This window comes from Comamonas sp. (assembly GCF_036666375.1).
Taxonomy (GTDB): Bacteria; Pseudomonadota; Gammaproteobacteria; order Burkholderiales; family Burkholderiaceae_C; genus Comamonas.
The window spans coordinates 1-17,667 of the sequence record NZ_JAVWWA010000108.1 but is presented as its reverse complement, the minus strand read 5'-3'; the positions used below and the strand labels follow the sequence as shown (position 1 = coordinate 17,667).

The window sequence follows — 17,667 nt, the reverse complement described above, 5'->3', positions numbered from 1 at the left end:
GACCACCGCATCATCGACGGCCGCGAAGCCGTGCTGGGCCTGGTGGCCATGAAGGACGCGCTGGAAGATCCCGCACGCCTGCTGTTCGACCTGTAAACCACCGCGCTGGTCAGGTCCACTAGCCCCATCAAAACCCACCCCGGCCCGCCCCTAGCGGCGCAACGCCCGGCGGTGGGTTTTTTCCCAAATGCATTGAGAGAGTATTGAGACATGAGCAAGCAATTTGACGTCATCGTGATCGGCGCCGGCCCCGGCGGCTACATCGCCGCCATCCGCGCAGCCCAGCTGGGCTTCAACGTCGCCTGTATCGACGAATGGAAGAACGAAAAGGGCGGCCCCGCACCCGGCGGCACCTGCACCAACGTCGGCTGCATCCCCTCCAAGGCGCTGCTGCAGTCGTCCGAGCATTTCGAGCACGCGCGTCTGCACTTTGCCGACCACGGCATCTCGACCGGCGAAGTCGGCATGGATGTCGCCAAGATGATCGGCCGCAAGGACGCGATCGTGAAGCAGAACAACGACGGCATCCTGTACCTGTTCAAGAAGAACAAGGTCACGTTCTTCCACGGCCGTGGCTCGTTCGTCAAGGCCGCTGACGGCGGCTACGAAATCCGCGTCGCCGGCAAGGAAGAAGAAACGCTGACCGCCAAGCAGATCGTGATCGCCACGGGCTCCAACGCCCGCGCGCTGCCCGGCGTGCCGTTCGACGAAGTCAACGTGCTGTCGAACGACGGCGCGCTGCGCCTGGGCGCGACGCCCGCTTCGCTGGGCCTGATCGGCGCCGGCGTGATCGGCCTGGAAATGGGCTCGGTCTGGCGCCGCCTGGGCACGGACGTGACCGTGCTGGAAGGCCAGGACAAGTTCCTGCCCGTGGTCGACGAGCAGATCGCCAAGGAAGCCAAGAAGGCTTTCGACAAGCAAGGCCTGAAGATCGAGACCGGTGTCAAGGTCGGTGACATCCAGGTCAGCGACAAGGGCGTGACCGTGGCCTACACCAACGCCAAGGGCGAAGCCGTGACGCTGGCTGTCGACAAGCTGATCGTGTCCATCGGCCGCACCGCCAACACCATAGGCCTGAACGCCGAAGCCGTGGGTCTGGCGCTCGACGAGCGCGGCGCCATCGTCGTTGACGACGACTGCAAGACCAACCTACCTGGCGTCTGGGCCGTGGGCGACGTGGTGCGTGGCCCCATGCTTGCGCACAAGGCCGAAGAAGAAGGCGTGGCCGTGGCCGAGCGCATTGCCGGCCAGCACGGCCATGTGAACTTCGCGACGCTGCCCTGGGTCATTTACACCAGCCCCGAAATCGCATGGGTGGGCCGCACCGAGCAGCAGCTCAAGGCCGACGGCGTCAAGTACAAGGCCGGCACCTTCCCGTTCCTGGCCAACGGCCGCGCGCGCGCACTGGGCGACACGACCGGCATGGTCAAGTTCCTGGCCGACGCCGAGACCGACGAGATCCTGGGCGTGCACATGGTCGGCCCCATGGTGTCCGAGCTGATTGCCGAAGCCGTCGTGGCCATGGAGTTCAAGGCATCGAGCGAAGACATCGCCCGCATCTGCCACGCCCATCCTTCGCTGTCGGAATCGACCAAGGAAGCGGCCCTGGCCGTCGACAAGCGCACGCTGAACTTCTGATTCCAGTGCGTTCGCAGCGGCCCCTGAACCGGTTTCAGGGTGCCGCATCCGCCGAAAGGGCCTGGCTTCCAGGTGCTTTCGGCTTTTGTCATTTCACACCCCCGCTCGCATGTCCCAGTCTGTTCGTGAGGCCTATGAGGCCGAGTTGCTTGCCAAAGGTTTCAAAAGCGATCCTGCCCAGTTGCGCGCCGTCGAGGCCTTGCAGCGCTGCGCGGATGAATGGGCTGCCTACAAGGGCAAGCGATCGAATGCATTCAAGAAGCTGATCAACCGTCCCGAGATTCCGCGCGGCGTCTACATGTATGGCGGTGTCGGCCGCGGCAAGAGCTTTCTGATGGAATGCTTCTTCGAGGCCGTGCCCATCAAGCGCAAGGCGCGCCTGCATTTCCACGAATTCATGCGCGAAGTGCACCGCGAGCTCGCGGGCCTGCAAGGCGTGCAGGACCCGCTCGACGTGCTCGCGGCCAACATCGCCAAGCGCTACAAGCTCATCTGCTTCGACGAATTCCATGTCGCGGACATCACAGACGCGATGATTCTGTACCGGCTGCTGGTCGCGCTGTTCGACAACGGCGTGGGCTTTGTGACCACCTCCAACTTCGTGCCCGACGGCCTCTATCCCAACGGTCTGCACCGCGACCGCATCCTGCCGGCGATCGCCTTGCTCAACGAGCGCATGGAAATCGTCAATGTCGACAACGGCACTGACTATCGCCGGCGTACGCTCGAAATGGTCAAGCTCTACCATACGCCGCTGGGCGCCGAGGCCGATGCCGCGATGGAAGAGGCGTTCAACCAGCTGGCCGAAGTCCATGACGAAGATCCGGTGCTGCACATCGAGGCGCGCGAGATCCGTGCGCGCCGGCGCGCGGGCGGCGTGGTCTGGTTCGACTTCAGGACATTGTGCGGCGGCCCGCGCTCGCAGAACGACTACCTCGAGATCGCCACGCAGTTCCATACCGTGCTGCTGTCGGACGTGCCGTTCATGCCGGTCAACATGGCTTCGCCCGCACGGCGTTTCACCTGGCTGATCGATGTGCTTTATGATCGCCGCGTCAAAATCATCCTGTCGGCGGCAGTGGCTCCCGAGCAGCTCTACACTGAAGGACCGCTCGCGCACGAGTTTCCGCGCACTGTGTCGCGCCTCAACGAGATGCAGTCCCAGGAGTTCCTGGCGCTCGAGCACCGCCTTGTGGATACCAGCCTGACCTGACGCCTATGCCCATGCACCGCCTGTTGTTCCGTACTCGCGCCTCGCTGCTCACTGCCGCCCTGATGCTTGCCCTGCCTTGGGGCGCGGCCCTGGCGCAGGCCGCCGATACGGTCGCGGAAAAGGCGCCCGTGTTGGACAGCGGCGCCACCAAGGCCCAGCGCGCCGCCGTCAAGCAGCAGCGCGATGCCGAGCGCGCGCGCATCACCGCCGAGCGCAAGGCCATACAGCAGCGCCGCAGCCAGGAGGAAGCCGCCTGCTACAAGCGCTTTGCGGTCGAGGATTGCCTGAGCGCGACGCGCACGCGCGCGCGCCTCGCGGACAACGCCTTGCGCGATCAGGAAAGCGCGATCAACGCGGTCGAGCGGCGCGAGAAGTCGGCCGCACGGCTGCTGTCGATCGAGCAGAAAGTCGAAGAGAAGAACCAGCAGACCGGCCCCAAGCCAGGCGTTGAAGGCAAGGTGCGCGCGCCGAAGTCGCCGACCGTGCCTGCATCGGCGCCGCCAGCCGCACCCACGGCCAAGGACCTGGTCGAAGCGCAGGCGCTGCGCGCGCAGCAGGCGCGCGAGCGCGCCCAGGCGCAAAGCCAGCATGAGCAGTCCCATACGGCCGAGCAGGCGCGCAAGCAGGCCTCCGAAGCCGAGCGCCGCGCGGCCTCGCGCCAGCGCTATGAAGAAAAGCAGCGCGAAGCCCAGCAGAACCGCGAGCGCCAACGCGCCAAGGCCCTGGAGTCCGACAAGCCCAAGGCCGCGCCGCTGCCGCGCGCCGCGCCGTAATCGGCGCTCTCGGGGGGCGTTCGGGTTTGTCGAAGCCTGTTACTACAGCGCTTCGATTTTGACGATCGCCAGGCTCAGATTGTCGCCACCGCCGCCAGCGCGCGCACGCGCCTGGCGTATCAGCGATTCGGCCGCAGCGCGCGGCGGCAGCGCCTGCAGCACCAAGGCCAGTTCGTCGGCAGTGAAGTAGTGCCAGACGCCGTCGCTGCAGGCCAGCAGCGTGTGGCCGGGCTGCAATTGGGCGATATGGTGCGGGGTCGCGGGTGGCACCGAAGCCGCGCCCAGGCAACCGACCAGAATGTTCGATTGCGGGTGGTTGTGCGCCTGCATTTCGGTCAGCTCGCCGCGGTCGACCAGCGTCTGCACGTAAGAATGATCGCGCGTGCGGTGCAGCAGGTGGTCGTCGTGGAAATGGTAGATGCGTGAATCACCCGAGTGCACCCAATGGCAGGCGCCGCTGGGCTGGACGATGAACGCGGCCATGGTGCTGTGCGGCTCCTGCTCGGCCGACAGCGCCGTGAGCCGGATCACGGTATGCGCTTCATGCACCATGGTTTGCAACAGCTCCATCGCGTCGTCGCTCGCCGGGTCGTAGCGCTCGAACAGCTGGCTGCAGGTGAGCATGACCTGGTCCGAAGCCTTGCGCCCGCCGCTGCGCCCGCCCATACCGTCGGCGATCACGCCCAGCACGCAGCCATGCACGCGTGCGTGCGTCAGCAGCAGGACCTGGTCCTGCTGGTACTCACGGTCACCGCGGTGCAGTCCTGTCGAGGCAAGAAGTCGAAAAGAGGGGGGCATGGGCACTGCGGCCACCCAAAGGGGGCGAAATCCGCTAGCCGACAGTGTAGCGGCAGGATTTCACAGCCTGTACGGACCCAGCCCGATTCAGCCGCAGGCGTACTCGTTGAAGGCCAGGCGGTTGAGCGCGGCGCAGACATCGGCCATGCGCCCGGAAATCAGCAGACGCCCGCCCTGGCCACCGTGGCTTGGGCCTTCGTTGCGCAGTATGCGCACGCCGCCGCGCGCGCTGGGCGGGCAAAGCGGCAGGCGGGCGACCGGCGCGCAGCGCGGGGCAGGCCGCGCGACGCAGCCGGATAGAGCGTCTGGCTTGGCGCTCAAAAGGTCAAAAAGCGTGTCGTTCTGGGCGTGGCGCGAGAAAGGCAAGGCCTGCAAAGCAAATTGCATGTGATATCTCCAGCAAAGGTACTAGGACGGCCGCAGCCGTGCTTCGACCGGGCCGTGGCCTTGGTCGAGAGGTGCAATGCAGGGGCCGCAAGGCCCTGCGGGGGAAAGCCTGTTACATGAACATGCTGTTGCGTATCAGCCCGACGGCCAGGCCTTCGATCGCGAAAGGCTCGTCGGGCTTGACGTGGATGACGGGAAAATCGGGATTTTCGGGCAGCAGCTCTATGCCGGTGCGCGTGCGGCGCAGGCGCTTGACTGTCACTTCGTCACCCAGGCGCGCGACTACAATCTGGCCGTCGCGTGCATCCTTGCTGGCCTGTACAGCCAACAGGTCGCCGTCCATGATGCCGGCGTCGCGCATCGACATGCCGCGCACCTTGAGCAGGTAATCGGGCTTGGCCTGGAACAGGCTGGGCTCGACCGCATAGGTCTGATCGATATGTTCCTGCGCCAGGATGGGCGAACCAGCGGCCACGCGACCGACCAGAGGCAGCACCAGCGAAGCCATGGCCGCCAGCGGCGAGGTGAAGATCGCGCCGCGCGCGGCGTTGATGTTGCGCACGGTGTCATGGCGCAGGCGTATGCCGCGCGATGTACCGCTGACCAGTTCGATCACGCCTTTGCGCGCCAGGGCCTTCAGATGTTCTTCGGCGGCGTTGGCGGAACGAAAGCCCAGCGTGCCGGCAATTTCGGCGCGTGTCGGAGGTGCGCCGGTGCGCTCGATGGCAGACTGGATCAGGTCCAGGATTTGCTGCTGTCGCGGTGTGAGCTTGGGATGATCGAGCATGGCAGTCCTTGTGCAGATGGGTGCTGGCTAAAGCAATCTGTTCTTTTATACAGTGACTGTATTTTTCACCAGTTTTCAAGGGGCCGCAAGTGGTCAATTCAAATAATGTGGTCATATTGGCCACAGGCGGCACGATTGCGGGCACCGCGGCCCATGCATCGCAGGCCGTGGGCTATACCGCAGCCCAGTTGGGCGTGGAGCAACTGCTCGCGGCTGTTCCCGACCTCGGCGAGGTCGCAGGCGGCGGGCTGCTGACCGAACAGGTGGCGCAGCTCGACAGCAAGGACATGGATGCCGCGACCTGGGTCGCGCTCGCGCGCCGCTGCGTGCATTGGCTGGCGCGCGACGATGTGCGGGCCTTGGTCATTACCCATGGCACGGACACGCTTGAAGAGACCGCGTGGTTCCTGCAGCAGGTGCTGCCATCGGGCAGCAAGCCCGTGGTGCTGACCTGCGCGATGCGCCCCGCGACCGCGCTGCTGGCCGATGGTCCGCAGAACCTGCGCGACGCCGTGGCCTGCGCTGTCGATGCGCATGCCGCGGGCGTGCTGGTGGTCGCCGCCGGCCAGGTGCACGGCGCGCGCGCGGTGCGCAAGCTCCACCCTTACCGGGTCGATGCGTTTTCTTCGGCCGAGCAGGGCGTGCTTGGCTGGGTGGAAGAAGGGCAGGTGCGCTGGCAGCAGCGGCCAGTCGGCGCCGCCGCCGGTGGCGCGGCCTGGCCAGGCGATGTGGCGAACCTGCCGGACAGCGACTGGCCCTGGGTCGAAGTCGTGAGCAGCCATGCGGGCTGCGACGGCCGCGCGGTCGATGCGCTGCTGGCACAGGGCGTGCAAGGCCTGGTGGTTGCGGCCACTGGCAACGGCACGCTGCACCGCGCGCTCGAACCGGCGCTGCAGCGCGCGCTGCACAAGCGCGTGCCGGTGTGGATCAGCACGCGCTGCGGCGAAGGGCAACTGGTGGCGGCGCAGGGCATGGCCGCGCAGCACGCATCGCAGCCCAGGCCTGTGGATCTGCCGCCGTTCAAGGCGCGCATCAGCCTGCAGCTGGAATTGTTGGCGCAGCGCGGCTAGAACAGGACGCAAAAAAGGCCGCTGCCCGAAGGTGCGGCCTCTTGCGGCGGCAGTGTCAATCAGCTGGCCAGGGCGGCCAGCGCGCGCGCGGTGATCTCTTCGACCGTGCCCATGCCGCTGATGGCGCGGTACTGGGGCGCCTGTGCGGCGTCCTTTTCGGCCCATTGACGGTAGTAGTCGACCAGCGGACGCGTCTGGTCGCTGTAGACCTGCAGGCGCTTCTTCACGGTTTCTTCCTTGTCGTCCTCACGCTGCACCAGATCTTCGCCGGTCACGTCGTCCTTGCCGGCCACCTTGGGCGGGTTGAACTTGACGTGGTAGGTGCGGCCCGAAGCGGGGTGCGAGCGGCGGCCGCTCATACGTTCGATGATGGCGTCGAACGGCACATCGATTTCCAGCACGTAATCGAGCTTCACGCCCGCGGCCTTCATGGCATCGGCCTGGGGAATGGTGCGCGGAAAGCCGTCGAACAGGAAGCCGTTGGCACAGTCTTCCTGCTGTATGCGTTCCTTGACCAGACCGATGATGATCTCGTCGCTGACCAGCTGGCCCGCGTCCATCACGGCCTTGGCCTGCTGGCCCAGAGGCGTTCCGGCCTTGACGGCAGCCCGCAGCATGTCGCCGGTCGAGATTTGCGGGATGCCGTACTTCTGGCAGATGAAAGCAGCCTGTGTGCCTTTGCCGGCGCCGGGAGCGCCCAACAAAATCAGTTTCATGGAAATCCTCGAAGTGTTGAAATATTTTTGGGCGACGATGGGCCCTGCCGGCAGCTGCGCCGGCGCAGGCCATGTCGCGTTTTTTCGCGGCAAGGATAGCACGCGTGCAGCCTTGTGGACTGCGCGCAGCGGATGGATTCGTGACACCGGCGCTGCCGGGCAAAGTGGCCAGTCAGGCGTTGCCGCCTGCGCTGTTCGTGCGCTCCCTGAATTTGCGAGTTGTTTTGATTTTCTGTTATTTCAGAAAGTAGTGGTTGAAATCATAGAGATTTATGCAAGCCGCGAGGGCAAATCGTTGCATGTTGCCCTCTCATGGCGCTCAGCCCAGCAGCGCGCGCACGCGCTCGAGGTCGGCAGGCGTGTCGACACCGGCGCCCGGCGCCTCCTGGGTCACATGCACGGCGATTTTGTGGCCATGCCACAGCGCACGCAGCTGTTCGAGCGCTTCGAGCGCTTCGGTGGGCGCGGGCGCCAGCTGGGGGAAGCTGCGCAGAAAGCCTGCGCGGTAGCTGTAGATGCCCACATGGCGCAGCGGTGCGAAACCCGCATGGCCGCCAAGCGCCGCGGGATTGCTCCACCAGGCCTCGTTGGCGTGGTCGCGCGCGAACGGTATCGGCGCGCGGCTGAAATAGTGGGCCAGGCCTTGGGCGTCGCAGACCACCTTGACCACGTTTGGATTGCGCCAGTCTTCGAGCGTGTCGATCGCGTGGGCGGCCGTGCCCATGCTGGCTTCGGGGCGGTCGGCCAGCAGGCGCGCAACGGCGTCGATCAGCTGCGGGTTGATCAGCGGTTCGTCGCCCTGGACGTTGACCACGCAATCGCTGCCGTCGAGGTCCAGCTGTTCGCAGGCTTCGGCCAGGCGGTCGCTGCCGCTCGCATGGTCGGCGCGCGTGAGAATGGCCTGCACGCCATGGGCTTCGCAGGCTTCGATGATGCGTTCGTCGTCCGCCGCGACCACGACTTTCGTCGCCTGGCTCAGCAGCGCGCGCTGGGCGACGCGCACCACCATGGGCAGGCCCGCGATGTCCGCGAGCGGCTTGTCGGGCAGGCGGCTCGATGCCATGCGCGCGGGAATCAGCACCGTGAAGCCGCTGCTGGTGAACAGCGCGGGAGCGGGGTGGGGATGCGTGCCGGTGGTCACGCTTCGACTTCCTCGTCGCTCAGTGTGCGCGCTTCGTTTTCCAGCAGGATGGGCATGCCGTCGCGCACGGGATAGGCCAGGCGCGCGCTGCGCGAGACCAGTTCCTGGCGCTCGCGGTCATAGGTCAGAGGGCCCTTGGTCACAGGGCAGACGAGCAGTTCGAGGAATTTGGCGTCCATGGCGGTAGGAAAAGAAGATCAGTGTTTCGATGATAGTGAGAGAGCCTGCTCCAGGGCAGGGAAGAATCCCTCGGCAATGGATATTTCCAGCGGCACGGCCCAGGCATCGGGGCGCAGCGCCCACAGCTTGACTGCGTCCTTTTCGGTGCAGATCAGCGCTTGGGCTTTGCTGTTCATGCCGCTCCAGCTCTCAAAATTATAGTGATCGGGCAAAGCCTCGGTCACGGCCAGCGTCAGGCCCTGGGCTTGCAGCATCGCAAAAAAGTCCGCGGGCCGGGCGACGGCCGCGAGCGCGTGCAGCGGCTGGTCGCGCAGCGCGGTCAATGCAATGCGTTCGCCGCGCCCATTGTGCGCATGGGTTGCGAGCCGGCGCTGCAGCGCGAATGCGGGGGCGCTGCCCGTGGGCCGTGCGCCCGCGTGCAGCACGATGTCCACCTTGCGCGGCCAGGGCTCGCGCAGCGGGCCCGCGGGCAGCAGAAAGCCGTTGCCCGTGCCTTCGTCGTTGAACACGCACAGCTCGACATCGCGCGCCAGCGCCAGATGCTGCAGACCGTCGTCGCAGACGATGACCTGCGTGGCCGGATACTGCGCGCGCAGCGCCCGAACAGCGTCGATGCGCGCGCGCGCGACGAACACCGGCGCGCCGCTGGTGCGCGCCAGCAGCGCGGGTTCATCGCCCACGCTGTCGGCCGGGCTGTCGGGTCTGGCCTCGCGGCAGTCCTGGGTGCTGCGGCCGTAGCCGCGCGAGACGATTCCCACGGCCAGGCCACATTGCTGCAGATGGCGCACCACGGCCAGCGTGACCGGCGTCTTGCCCGCGCCGCCGGCAATCACATTGCCGACCACGATCACGGGAATGCCTGCATGCTGGCGGCGCAGCAGCCCGGCCGCATACAGCGCGCGGCGCAGGCGCACCAGCGCGCCGTAGAGCAGCGACAGCGGCCACAGCGCCCAGGCCAGCGGCCCGCGTCGGCGCCAGGCGGTGTGCGGCAGCTGGGAGGAAGAGGCCATCAGGGAAAGAGCGGCCGGCCGGCGAAAGGCGCGCTCAGCGCCGCTCGGGCTTGGACGACTGGGTCGCGAACGTGATCTGCGACAGGCCCGCACGGCGTGCGGCTTCCATCACGGAAATCACCGCCTGGTGGGGGGCGGTGGCGTCCGCGCTGATGATCAGCACGCTTTCGGGGCCGGCCTGCGCCAGCCCGGCCAGGCCCTGGGTGAGGGCGGCGACGCTGGTGTCGGCGAGCGCGGTCTTGTTGATCGCATAGCGGCCGTCCGCGGCCACGGAAACGATGATTTCCTGCGGGCGGTTGCGCTGCTGCTCGACGTTGGCGACCGGCAGCGTGAGCTGCAGTTCGGTGAATTTGCTGTAGGTGGTCGACAGCATCAGAAAGATCAGGACCACCAGCAGCACGTCAATGAACGGGATCAGGTTGATCTCGGGCTCGTCGCGGTGGCGGGGACGGAAATTCATCGGGCAGGCCTCGGTTTGGCTTACTTGCGCAGCCGGGACAGGTGGCGCACGAACTGCTCGGCCGAAAGCTCCAGCGTCAGCAGGTATTCGTCGACACGCGCACGGAAATAGCGCCAGAAGATCAGCGCGGGAATCGCCACGATCAGGCCGAAGGCGGTGTTGTAGAGTGCGATCGAGATACCGCGCGCGAGCTGCGCCGGGTCGCCGCTGCCCGCCGCGGCGCTGCCGCCTTGCGAGCCGAAGATCTCTATCATGCCGATCACCGTGCCCAGCAGGCCCAGCAGGGGCGCAGCCGAAGCGATGGTGGCCAGCGCGCTCAGGTATTTTTCCAGCTTGTGCGCCGCGGCGCGGCCCGCGCCTTCGACGGCTGCACGCAGCTCCTCCTCGGAAGCCGCGGGGTGCACATGCAGCGTGCGCAGGCCGCTGGCCAGCACTTCGCCCAGCGTGGAGTTCTGCGCGAGCTGCTGCACCACATCGGGTGCGGGCACGCCCCTGGACGAGACTGCAAGGGCTTCGTCAAGCAGTTGGGGGGGCGCGACGCGGGCGGTCTTGAGCGCCATGAAACGTTCGAAAACCAGCGCCAGCGCCAGGATGGAGCAGGCAATCAATGGCCAGATGGGCCAACCTGCGGCTTGTATGATCGACAGCAATTACTCTCTCCAGGCGAAGGGGTGCAGCTCGGGATTATGGCCCAGGCGCCGAGCCCCACGGATGCAAAGTTCCAACGAATGCTGCGCGGCGCTGGAGAGCGGGCCTGCACCGCGGGCATTTTTAGAAAGCGTTTTTCCGTATGTATGATTTTTCCGAGCCGCCCCGGGCCACGGTCTGGGAAGTGGGCGCGCTGTGCCGGGCGGTCGCCGATGCGCTGCAGGCGCGTTTCAACCCGGTCACGGTGCGCGGTGAAATCACCGGCTTTTCGCGTGCCGCCAGCGGCCACTGCTATTTCAGCATCAAGGATGCGCAAGGCCAGATCCGCTGCGCGATGTTCCGCCGCGCGGCCATGCAGCTCGATTTTTCGCCGCGCGACGGCGAGCTCGTCGAGCTGCGCGGCAAGCTGGGCGTCTACGAGCAGCGCGGCGATCTGCAGTTGATTGTCGACAGCCTGCAGCGCGCGGGCCAGGGTGCATGGTTCGAGCAGTTCCTGCGCCTCAAAGCCCAGCTGCAGGCCGAAGGCCTGTTCGACGCCGAGCGCAAGCGCCGCCTGCCCGCGATGCCGCGCGGCATAGGCCTGGTGACCTCGCTGGGCGCGGCCGCACTGCACGACGTGGTCACGGCGCTGCGCCGGCGCGTGCCGCATATTCCCGTGGTGCTGGTGCCGGCGCTGGTGCAGGGCGCGGCCGCGCCGCAATCGCTGCGCGACGCGCTGACCCAGCTCTACCGCATGGCCGAACCCGAAGCGGCGGCGCAAAAGGCCGGGCCGGTGATCGACGTGATCCTGCTGGTGCGCGGCGGCGGCTCGATGGAAGATCTCTGGGCATTCAACGACGAGCAGCTCGCCCGGCTGATCGTGCAAAGCCCGGTGCCGCTGGTCAGCGGCGTGGGCCACGAGACCGATTTCACCATCGCCGATTTCTGCGCCGATCTGCGCGCGCCCACGCCCACGGCCGCGGCCGAACTGGTGTCGCTGCCGCGCGACAGCTGGCTGGCCGAGCTGGCCCAGGGCGCGCAGCGCCTGCAGGCGGCCGCGCAGCGCCACCTGGACCGCCAGCAGCAGCGGCTGGACCATGCAAGCCAGCGCCTGGGCCGGCCTTCGGGCCAGTTGGGCCGCAACCAGCTGCAGCTCGCGCGCAGCGCCCAGCGCCTGCGCCATGCGATGCAGCTGCGGCTGCAGCGCCAGCAGCATATCCAGCAGCAGCTCGCGCGCCAGATTCCGCAGGGCCTGCAGCGCGGGCTTGAAACCCAGCAGCGCCGGCTGGAGCGCGCGGCGCTGCGCCTGGAGCTGCTCGATCCGCGCCATGCGCTGCAGCGCGGCTATGCACTGCTGACCGATGGCAAGGGCCAGGCAGTGACGCGCGTCGCCCAGGCCCGGCCCGGCGATGCACTGCGCGCCTCGCTGTCGGACGGCGACATCGATCTGACCGTTGTCCATCCGCGCTTGCTGTAGAGAAACCGCATAGCGGCTGTCGGACACCAGCGAAACATGGCCGCAGCTTAAGCATATGCTGCGCGCGGCCCGCGGTTGTTCCTACAATGTCTGTTGTGAGGACTGCGCCGCGTGCCCGGGCCCCATCAGATCTGCGGGCTGAAAGGCCCGGGCTGTGAAGAATTCAAACCACCACGAGGAAAACACCATGGAACATACCCTGCCACCCCTGCCTTACGCGATTGACGCTCTGGCTCCCCACTACAGCCAGGAAACGCTCGAGTACCACCACGGCAAGCACCACAACGCTTACGTCGTGAACCTGAACAACCTGCAAAAGGGCACGGAATTCGAATCGATGAGCCTCGAAGAGATCATCAAGCGTTCGTCCGGCGGCATCTACAACAACGCTGCCCAGATCTGGAACCACACGTTCTTCTGGAACTGCCTGACCCCCAACGGCGGCGGCGAGCCCACCGGCGCGCTGGCCGACGCGATCAACCAGAAGTGGGGCAGCTACGCCGCCTTCAAGGAAAGCTTCGTCAAGTCGGCCGTGGGCAACTTCGGTTCGGGCTGGACCTGGCTGGTGAAGAAGGCCGACGGCTCGGTCGACATCGTCAACACCGGCGCTGCCGGCACGCCCCTGACGACCGAAGACAAGGCGCTGCTGACCGTCGACGTCTGGGAACATGCCTACTACATCGACTACCGCAATGCACGTCCCAAGTTCGTCGAGACTTTCCTCGACAAGCTGGTGAACTGGAAGTTCGCGCAAGCCAACTTCGCCTGAGCATGGCCGGGCAGCATGCTGCCCGTTGCGTGACAAAAAGCCTGAAGCGCCCGCTTCAGGCTTTTTTTTTCGCCGCTGCTACACGCAATTGCTGCACTGCGGCAAATATTTTTCGGCCCTGCCTCGGGTTTGTCCCAGTCGGTAAAGCGGGGAGAAAGACCAACTCTTATACAAGACATAAGAAAAAAGCGGCCGGCTCGGGTTAGAATTTTTGCATTGTGAGAACCCGTTGCAAAAAATTGCTAACAGTTTTTGCGGCGCGCGCACAATCCTCCTGGATCACTCCATCGGACTGCGCGGCGCGAGGCTGGCCGGCGGCTTGAAGACCCCTTTTACTACCTGAGACAAGAGATGAGCACCCAGCAATCCACCATCATCTATACCCTGACCGATGAGGCGCCGCGCCTCGCGACCAGCGCTTTCCTGCCCATCGTGCGTGCGTTCACCGCGCCCGCGGGCGTCAATGTCGAAACCAGCGACATCTCGGTGGCGGCACGCATTCTGGGCGAGTTCCCCGAATACCTGACCGAAGAACAGAAGGTCCCGAACAACCTGGCCGAGCTGGGTCGTCTGACGCTGCTGCCCGAGACCAACATCATCAAGCTGCCCAACATCAGCGCTTCGGTGCACCAGTTGGTCAGCGCGATCAAGGAACTCCAGGGCAAGGGCTATGCCGTGCCCGATTTCCCCGAAGATCCCAAGAGCGATGAAGACAAGGCCATCCTCAAGCGCTACTCCAAGTGCCTGGGCAGCGCCGTGAACCCCGTGCTGCGCGAAGGCAATTCCGACCGCCGCGCACCTGCCGCCGTGAAGAACTACGCGCGCAAGAACCCGCACAGCATGGGCGAGTGGAGCATGGCTTCGCGCAGCCACGTGGCGCACATGCTGCACGGCGACTTCTACCATGGCGAAAAGTCGATGACGCTGGACCATGCGCGCGACGTCAAGATGGAACTCGTGACCACCAGCGGCAAGACCCTGGTGCTCAAGCCCAAGGTTTCCCTGCTGGCCGGCGAAATCATCGACAGCATGTTCATGAGCAAGAAGGCGCTGTGCGACTTCTATGAATACCAGTTCGAGGACGCACGCAAGACCGGCGTGATGCTGTCGCTGCACGTCAAGGCAACGATGATGAAGGTGTCCCACCCCATCGTCTTCGGCCACGCCGTGCGCATCTTCTACAAGGAAGCTTTCGAGAAGCACGGCAAGCTGTTTGACGAACTCGGTGTGAACGTCAACAACGGCATGGTCAACCTGTACGACAAGATCGCGACGCTGCCGACCTCGAAGAAAGAGGAAATCATCCGCGACCTGCACGCCTGCCACGAGCACCGTCCCGAGCTGGCCATGGTCGACTCCGCCAAGGGCATCACCAACCTGCACGCGCCCAACGACGTGATCGTCGACGCATCCATGCCCGCGATGATCCGCATCGGCGGCAAGATGTGGGGCGCCGACGGCAAGCCCAAGGACACGAAGGCCGTGATCCCCGAGTCGACTTTCGCCCGCATCTACCAGGAAGTCATCAACTTCTGCAAGACCAACGGCAACTTCGACCCCGTGACCATGGGCACCGTGCCCAACGTGGGCCTGATGGCCCAGCAGGCCGAGGAGTACGGCTCGCACGACAAGACGTTCGAACTGCCCGAAGGCGGCGTCGCCAACATCGTCGATCTGGCCACGGGCGAAGTGCTGCTGTCGCAGAACGTCGAAGCCGGCGACATCTGGCGCATGTGCCAGGTCAAGGACGCCGCGATCCGCGACTGGGTCAAGCTGGCCGTGACGCGCGCGCGCAACTCGGGCATGCCTGCGGTGTTCTGGCTGGACCCCTATCGTCCGCACGAAGCCGAGATGATCAAGAAGGTCGAGACCTACCTCAAGGACCACGACACCACGGGCTTGGACATCCAGATCATGTCGCAAGTGCGCGCCATGCGCTACACGCTCGAGCGCGTGATCCGCGGCCAGGACACCATCTCGGTGACCGGCAACATCCTGCGCGACTACCTGACCGACCTGTTCCCCATCATGGAACTGGGCACCAGCGCCAAGATGCTGTCCATCGTGCCGTTGATGGCCGGTGGCGGCATGTACGAAACCGGTGCCGGCGGCTCGGCTCCCAAGCATGTGCAGCAGCTGGTCGAAGAGAACCACCTGCGCTGGGATTCGCTGGGCGAGTTCCTGGCGCTGGCGGTGTCGCTGGAAGACCTGGGCATCAAGAACGGCAACAACAAGGCCAAGATCGTCGCCAAGACGCTGGACGAAGCCACGGGCAAGCTGCTTGACAACAACAAGAACCCTTCGCCCAAGACCGGTCAGCTCGACAACCGCGGCAGCCAGTTCTATCTGGCGCTGTACTGGGCCCAGGCACTGGCCGCACAGACCGACGACGCCGAACTGGCTGCCCAGTTCGCGCCGCTGGCCAAGCAGCTGGCTGACAACGAGCAGACCATCGTCGCCGAACTGCTGGCCGTGCAAGGCAAGCCCGTCGACATCGGCGGCTACTACCAGCCCGACCTGGCCAAGCTCGACGCCGCAATGCGCCCCAGCGCGACGTTGAACGCCGCACTGGCATCGGCCAAGGCCTGAAGCCACAGCGTCCCGCCTGCGGGGCGCGGCTGAAAACAACAAGCCGGCGGCTGCCGAAAGCAGCCGCCGGCTTTTTTGCGTTCTTGCCGGTCAGCGGCTGGTGAACGGTCGGCCCGTGAGCTTGGCGCCGGCCTTGAGATTCTTCTGCGCGAACCAGCCCTGGTTCATCTCCAGCACATAGCGCACCGGCTGGGCCGAGCAGTGCGAAGCTTCGCTCAGCGGCTGCATGTCGGCCAGGTTGACGATGGTGCCGTCGTCGGCGACGAAAGCGGCCGTCAGCGGCAGCAAGGTGTTCTTCATCCAGAAGCACTGGCGCGCGGGCTGCTCGAACACGAACAGCATGCCTTCGTGCGCCGGCATTTCCTGGCGGTGCATCAGGCCGGTCTGGCGTTCGTTGAACGTCTGCGCGACCTGGGCGTCAATGCGGAACATGCCCGCGCGCAGTTCGGTGCGCGGCAGCTGCAACTGAGGCTTGTCCTGGGCCGAAACCTGGGGGGTGACGACGGCGCCCAGCAGCGCCAGCAGGCCGGCGGCAAGAGCGAGGGCAGGGCGGCGCAAAGGCAGGCGCAGCGCGGTGGAGCGGGCGGAAGAGGCAGGCATGGCGTGGAAATTGTTCAGACGATGCATGAAAGAAAGAGGCATGCATGCAGTCTGCCAGAATCGGGGCTCTCGCTGTCGCGCAAGGGCGGCAAAATCCGGCAGCCGGCCATGCGCCATCTTGGTGCAAACTCGCAGGACTTTGTCGCTAAAATCGTGGGGCTTTTCCCCTTGCTGAATGAAATCAGCGTTCTCACCGGAGAGTTTTCTCAATGACCCGCTACCAGCATATCCAGGTGCCCGCCCAAGGCCAGAAGATCACGGTCAATGCCGACATGTCGTTGAACGTGCCGGACGAGCCCATCATTCCCTATATCGAAGGCGACGGCACGGGCCAGGACATCACGCCGGTCATGCTCAAGGTGGTGAATGCAGCCGTGGCCAAGGCCTACGGCGGCAAGAAGAAGATTCACTGGATGGAAGTCTACGGCGGCGAGAAGGCCACGCGCGTCTACGGTCCCGACGTCTGGCTGCCAGAGGAAACGCTGCAGGTGCTGCGTGAATACGTGGTCTCCATCAAGGGTCCGCTGACCACGCCCGTGGGCGGGGGCATACGCTCGCTCAACGTCGCGCTGCGCCAGGAGCTCGACCTCTATGTCTGCCTGCGCCCGGTGCAGTACTTCAAGGGCGTGCCTTCGCCGCTCAAGTCGCCCGAGAAGACCAACATGGTGATTTTCCGCGAGAACTCGGAAGACATCTACGCGGGCATCGAATACGAAGCGCGCAGCGACAAGGCCAAGAAGCTGATCGATTTCCTGATCAACGAGATGGGCGTGAAGAAGATCCGCTTTCCCGAGACTTCGGGCATTGGCATCAAGCCGGTGTCGATCGAAGGAACCGAGCGCCTGGTGCGCAAGGCCATCCAGTACGCGATCGACAATGACAAGCCCAGCGTGACCATCGTGCACAAGGGCAACATCATGAAGTTCACCGAAGGCGGCTTTCGCGACTGGGCCTATGCGCTGGCGCAAAAGGAATTCGGCGCCCAGCCTATCGACGGCGGCCCGTGGTGCAAGTTCAAGAGCCCCAAGACCGGCAAGGACATCGTCATCAAGGACTCGATCACCGATGCCTTCCTGCAGCAGATCCTGCTGCGCCCGGCCGAATACTCGGTGGTCGCCACGCTCAACCTCAACGGCGACTACATCTCCGACGCGCTCGCGGCCCAGGTGGGCGGCATAGGCATCGCGCCTGGCGGCAACATGTCGGACTCGGTGGCCTGTTTCGAAGCCACGCATGGCACGGCACCCAAGTACGCGGGCAAGGACTATGTGAACCCGGGATCGGAAATCCTGTCCGCTGAAATGATGCTGCGCCACATGGGCTGGACCGAAGCCGCCGACCTGATCATCCAGTCGCTGGAAAAAGCCATTCTGAGCAAGCAGGTCACCTATGACTTCGCGCGCATGATGGACGGCGCGACCCAGGTTTCCTG

19 protein-coding genes are annotated in these 17,667 nt (G+C 65.3%); 9 read left to right on the top strand and 10 right to left on the bottom strand.

Going from position 1 to position 17,667, the window contains the following annotated elements; genetic code table 11:
• The first annotated feature begins 210 nt into the window (after positions 1-210).
• The 3 genes from lpdA to RR928_RS20540 all read left to right on the top strand — a co-directional run bounded on the left by lpdA (position 211) and on the right by RR928_RS20540 (position 3,624).
• Positions 211-1,638: a dihydrolipoyl dehydrogenase gene (gene lpdA / locus RR928_RS20550; RefSeq protein WP_332548972.1), complete on the top strand. Its 1,428-nt coding sequence runs from the start codon at positions 211-213 to the stop codon at positions 1,636-1,638.
• 109 nt (positions 1,639-1,747) lie between these two features.
• A complete protein-coding gene (gene zapE / locus RR928_RS20545; RefSeq protein WP_332548973.1) occupies positions 1,748-2,851 on the top strand; it encodes a cell division protein ZapE in 1,104 nt (367 codons plus the stop codon).
• Positions 2,852-2,913: 62 nt separating this feature from the next.
• Positions 2,914-3,624, top strand: coding sequence for a hypothetical protein (locus RR928_RS20540; RefSeq protein WP_332539902.1), 711 nt, complete (start codon positions 2,914-2,916; stop codon positions 3,622-3,624).
• A gap of 42 nt (positions 3,625-3,666) precedes the next feature.
• Here RR928_RS20540 and RR928_RS20535 read toward each other — a convergent pair whose 3' ends face one another.
• The 3 genes from RR928_RS20535 to lexA all read right to left on the bottom strand — a co-directional run bounded on the left by RR928_RS20535 (position 3,667) and on the right by lexA (position 5,596).
• Positions 3,667-4,422 carry a PP2C family protein-serine/threonine phosphatase gene (locus RR928_RS20535; RefSeq protein WP_332539903.1) on the bottom strand — a complete coding sequence of 252 codons (756 nt, stop codon included), beginning with the start codon at positions 4,420-4,422 and terminating at the stop codon, positions 3,667-3,669.
• Between the two features lie 87 nt (positions 4,423-4,509).
• Positions 4,510-4,809, bottom strand: coding sequence for a hypothetical protein (locus RR928_RS20530; RefSeq protein WP_332539904.1), 300 nt, complete (start codon positions 4,807-4,809; stop codon positions 4,510-4,512).
• 112 nt (positions 4,810-4,921) lie between these two features.
• A complete protein-coding gene (gene lexA, locus RR928_RS20525) occupies positions 4,922-5,596 on the bottom strand; it encodes a transcriptional repressor LexA (RefSeq protein WP_332539905.1) in 675 nt (224 codons plus the stop codon).
• Positions 5,597-5,685: 89 nt separating this feature from the next.
• Between lexA and RR928_RS20520 the strand changes: the two genes are divergently transcribed.
• Entirely contained in the window at positions 5,686-6,666 is a 981-nt protein-coding gene (locus RR928_RS20520; protein WP_332684023.1) for an asparaginase, read from the top strand.
• A 59-nt stretch (positions 6,667-6,725) separates the two neighbouring features.
• Here the strand turns inward: RR928_RS20520 and adk are convergent, their stop codons facing one another.
• The 6 genes from adk to RR928_RS20490 form a co-directional block, all read right to left on the bottom strand.
• A complete protein-coding gene (adk, locus tag RR928_RS20515) occupies positions 6,726-7,382 on the bottom strand; it encodes an adenylate kinase (RefSeq protein ID WP_332539907.1) in 657 nt (218 codons plus the stop codon).
• A gap of 319 nt (positions 7,383-7,701) precedes the next feature.
• Positions 7,702-8,487 carry a 3-deoxy-manno-octulosonate cytidylyltransferase gene (gene kdsB, locus RR928_RS20510; RefSeq protein ID WP_332539915.1) on the bottom strand — a complete coding sequence of 262 codons (786 nt, stop codon included), beginning with the start codon at positions 8,485-8,487 and terminating at the stop codon, positions 7,702-7,704.
• Between the two features lie 32 nt (positions 8,488-8,519).
• A complete protein-coding gene (locus RR928_RS20505; RefSeq protein WP_332539908.1) occupies positions 8,520-8,702 on the bottom strand; it encodes a Trm112 family protein in 183 nt (60 codons plus the stop codon).
• Between the two features lie 18 nt (positions 8,703-8,720).
• Positions 8,721-9,713: a tetraacyldisaccharide 4'-kinase gene (gene lpxK / locus RR928_RS20500; protein WP_332539910.1), complete on the bottom strand. Its 993-nt coding sequence runs from the start codon at positions 9,711-9,713 to the stop codon at positions 8,721-8,723.
• A gap of 34 nt (positions 9,714-9,747) precedes the next feature.
• The gene (locus tag RR928_RS20495) at positions 9,748-10,173 is read right to left on the bottom strand and encodes an ExbD/TolR family protein (RefSeq protein ID WP_332539911.1); all 426 of its coding nucleotides are present in this window, start codon (positions 10,171-10,173) and stop codon (positions 9,748-9,750) included.
• Between the two features lie 20 nt (positions 10,174-10,193).
• Positions 10,194-10,823 (bottom strand): MotA/TolQ/ExbB proton channel family protein, encoded by a 630-nt coding sequence (locus RR928_RS20490; RefSeq protein WP_332539913.1) that lies wholly within the window; start codon positions 10,821-10,823, stop codon positions 10,194-10,196.
• A 140-nt stretch (positions 10,824-10,963) separates the two neighbouring features.
• On the opposite strand from RR928_RS20490, the gene xseA reads away from it, so the two are divergent.
• From xseA to RR928_RS20475, 3 genes are all read left to right on the top strand, one after another.
• Positions 10,964-12,277 (top strand): exodeoxyribonuclease VII large subunit, encoded by a 1,314-nt coding sequence (gene xseA, locus RR928_RS20485; RefSeq protein ID WP_332539914.1) that lies wholly within the window; start codon positions 10,964-10,966, stop codon positions 12,275-12,277.
• Positions 12,278-12,464: 187 nt separating this feature from the next.
• Positions 12,465-13,046, top strand: coding sequence for a Fe-Mn family superoxide dismutase (locus RR928_RS20480; protein WP_332548980.1), 582 nt, complete (start codon positions 12,465-12,467; stop codon positions 13,044-13,046).
• A 351-nt stretch (positions 13,047-13,397) separates the two neighbouring features.
• Positions 13,398-15,635: an NADP-dependent isocitrate dehydrogenase gene (locus RR928_RS20475; RefSeq protein WP_332548981.1), complete on the top strand. Its 2,238-nt coding sequence runs from the start codon at positions 13,398-13,400 to the stop codon at positions 15,633-15,635.
• 90 nt (positions 15,636-15,725) lie between these two features.
• Here RR928_RS20475 and RR928_RS20470 read toward each other — a convergent pair whose 3' ends face one another.
• A complete protein-coding gene (locus RR928_RS20470; RefSeq protein WP_332548982.1) occupies positions 15,726-16,235 on the bottom strand; it encodes a DUF192 domain-containing protein in 510 nt (169 codons plus the stop codon).
• A gap of 3 nt (positions 16,236-16,238) precedes the next feature.
• On the opposite strand from RR928_RS20470, the gene RR928_RS20465 reads away from it, so the two are divergent.
• A complete protein-coding gene (locus RR928_RS20465) occupies positions 16,239-16,448 on the top strand; it encodes a hypothetical protein (protein WP_332684019.1) in 210 nt (69 codons plus the stop codon).
• Positions 16,445-17,667, top strand: a 1,223-nt coding sequence (gene icd / locus RR928_RS20460; RefSeq protein ID WP_332684016.1) for an NADP-dependent isocitrate dehydrogenase, incomplete at its 3' end; no start/stop codon positions are given. The genes RR928_RS20465 and icd, both read left to right, overlap by 4 nt.

Excerpts from the sequence above, each read along its gene's own strand:
- zapE (WP_332548973.1), top strand. The coding sequence starts at position 1,748 with ATGTCCCAGTCTGTTCGTGAGGCCTATGAGGCCGAGTTGCTTGCCAAA.
- lexA (WP_332539905.1), bottom strand. The coding sequence starts at position 5,596 with ATGCTCGATCATCCCAAGCTCACACCGCGACAGCAGCAAATCCTGGAC.
- lpdA (WP_332548972.1), top strand. The coding sequence starts at position 211 with ATGAGCAAGCAATTTGACGTCATCGTGATCGGCGCCGGCCCCGGCGGC.
- RR928_RS20480 (WP_332548980.1), top strand. The coding sequence starts at position 12,465 with ATGGAACATACCCTGCCACCCCTGCCTTACGCGATTGACGCTCTGGCT.
- RR928_RS20495 (WP_332539911.1), bottom strand. The coding sequence starts at position 10,173 with ATGAATTTCCGTCCCCGCCACCGCGACGAGCCCGAGATCAACCTGATC.
- RR928_RS20535 (WP_332539903.1), bottom strand. The coding sequence starts at position 4,422 with ATGCCCCCCTCTTTTCGACTTCTTGCCTCGACAGGACTGCACCGCGGT.
- lpxK (WP_332539910.1), bottom strand. The coding sequence starts at position 9,713 with ATGGCCTCTTCCTCCCAGCTGCCGCACACCGCCTGGCGCCGACGCGGG.
- adk (WP_332539907.1), bottom strand. The coding sequence starts at position 7,382 with ATGAAACTGATTTTGTTGGGCGCTCCCGGCGCCGGCAAAGGCACACAG.
- xseA (WP_332539914.1), top strand. The coding sequence starts at position 10,964 with ATGTATGATTTTTCCGAGCCGCCCCGGGCCACGGTCTGGGAAGTGGGC.
- RR928_RS20530 (WP_332539904.1), bottom strand. The coding sequence starts at position 4,809 with ATGCAATTTGCTTTGCAGGCCTTGCCTTTCTCGCGCCACGCCCAGAAC.
- RR928_RS20540 (WP_332539902.1), top strand. The coding sequence starts at position 2,914 with ATGCTTGCCCTGCCTTGGGGCGCGGCCCTGGCGCAGGCCGCCGATACG.
- RR928_RS20475 (WP_332548981.1), top strand. The coding sequence starts at position 13,398 with ATGAGCACCCAGCAATCCACCATCATCTATACCCTGACCGATGAGGCG.
- RR928_RS20505 (WP_332539908.1), bottom strand. The coding sequence starts at position 8,702 with ATGGACGCCAAATTCCTCGAACTGCTCGTCTGCCCTGTGACCAAGGGC.
- RR928_RS20470 (WP_332548982.1), bottom strand. The coding sequence starts at position 16,235 with ATGCCTGCCTCTTCCGCCCGCTCCACCGCGCTGCGCCTGCCTTTGCGC.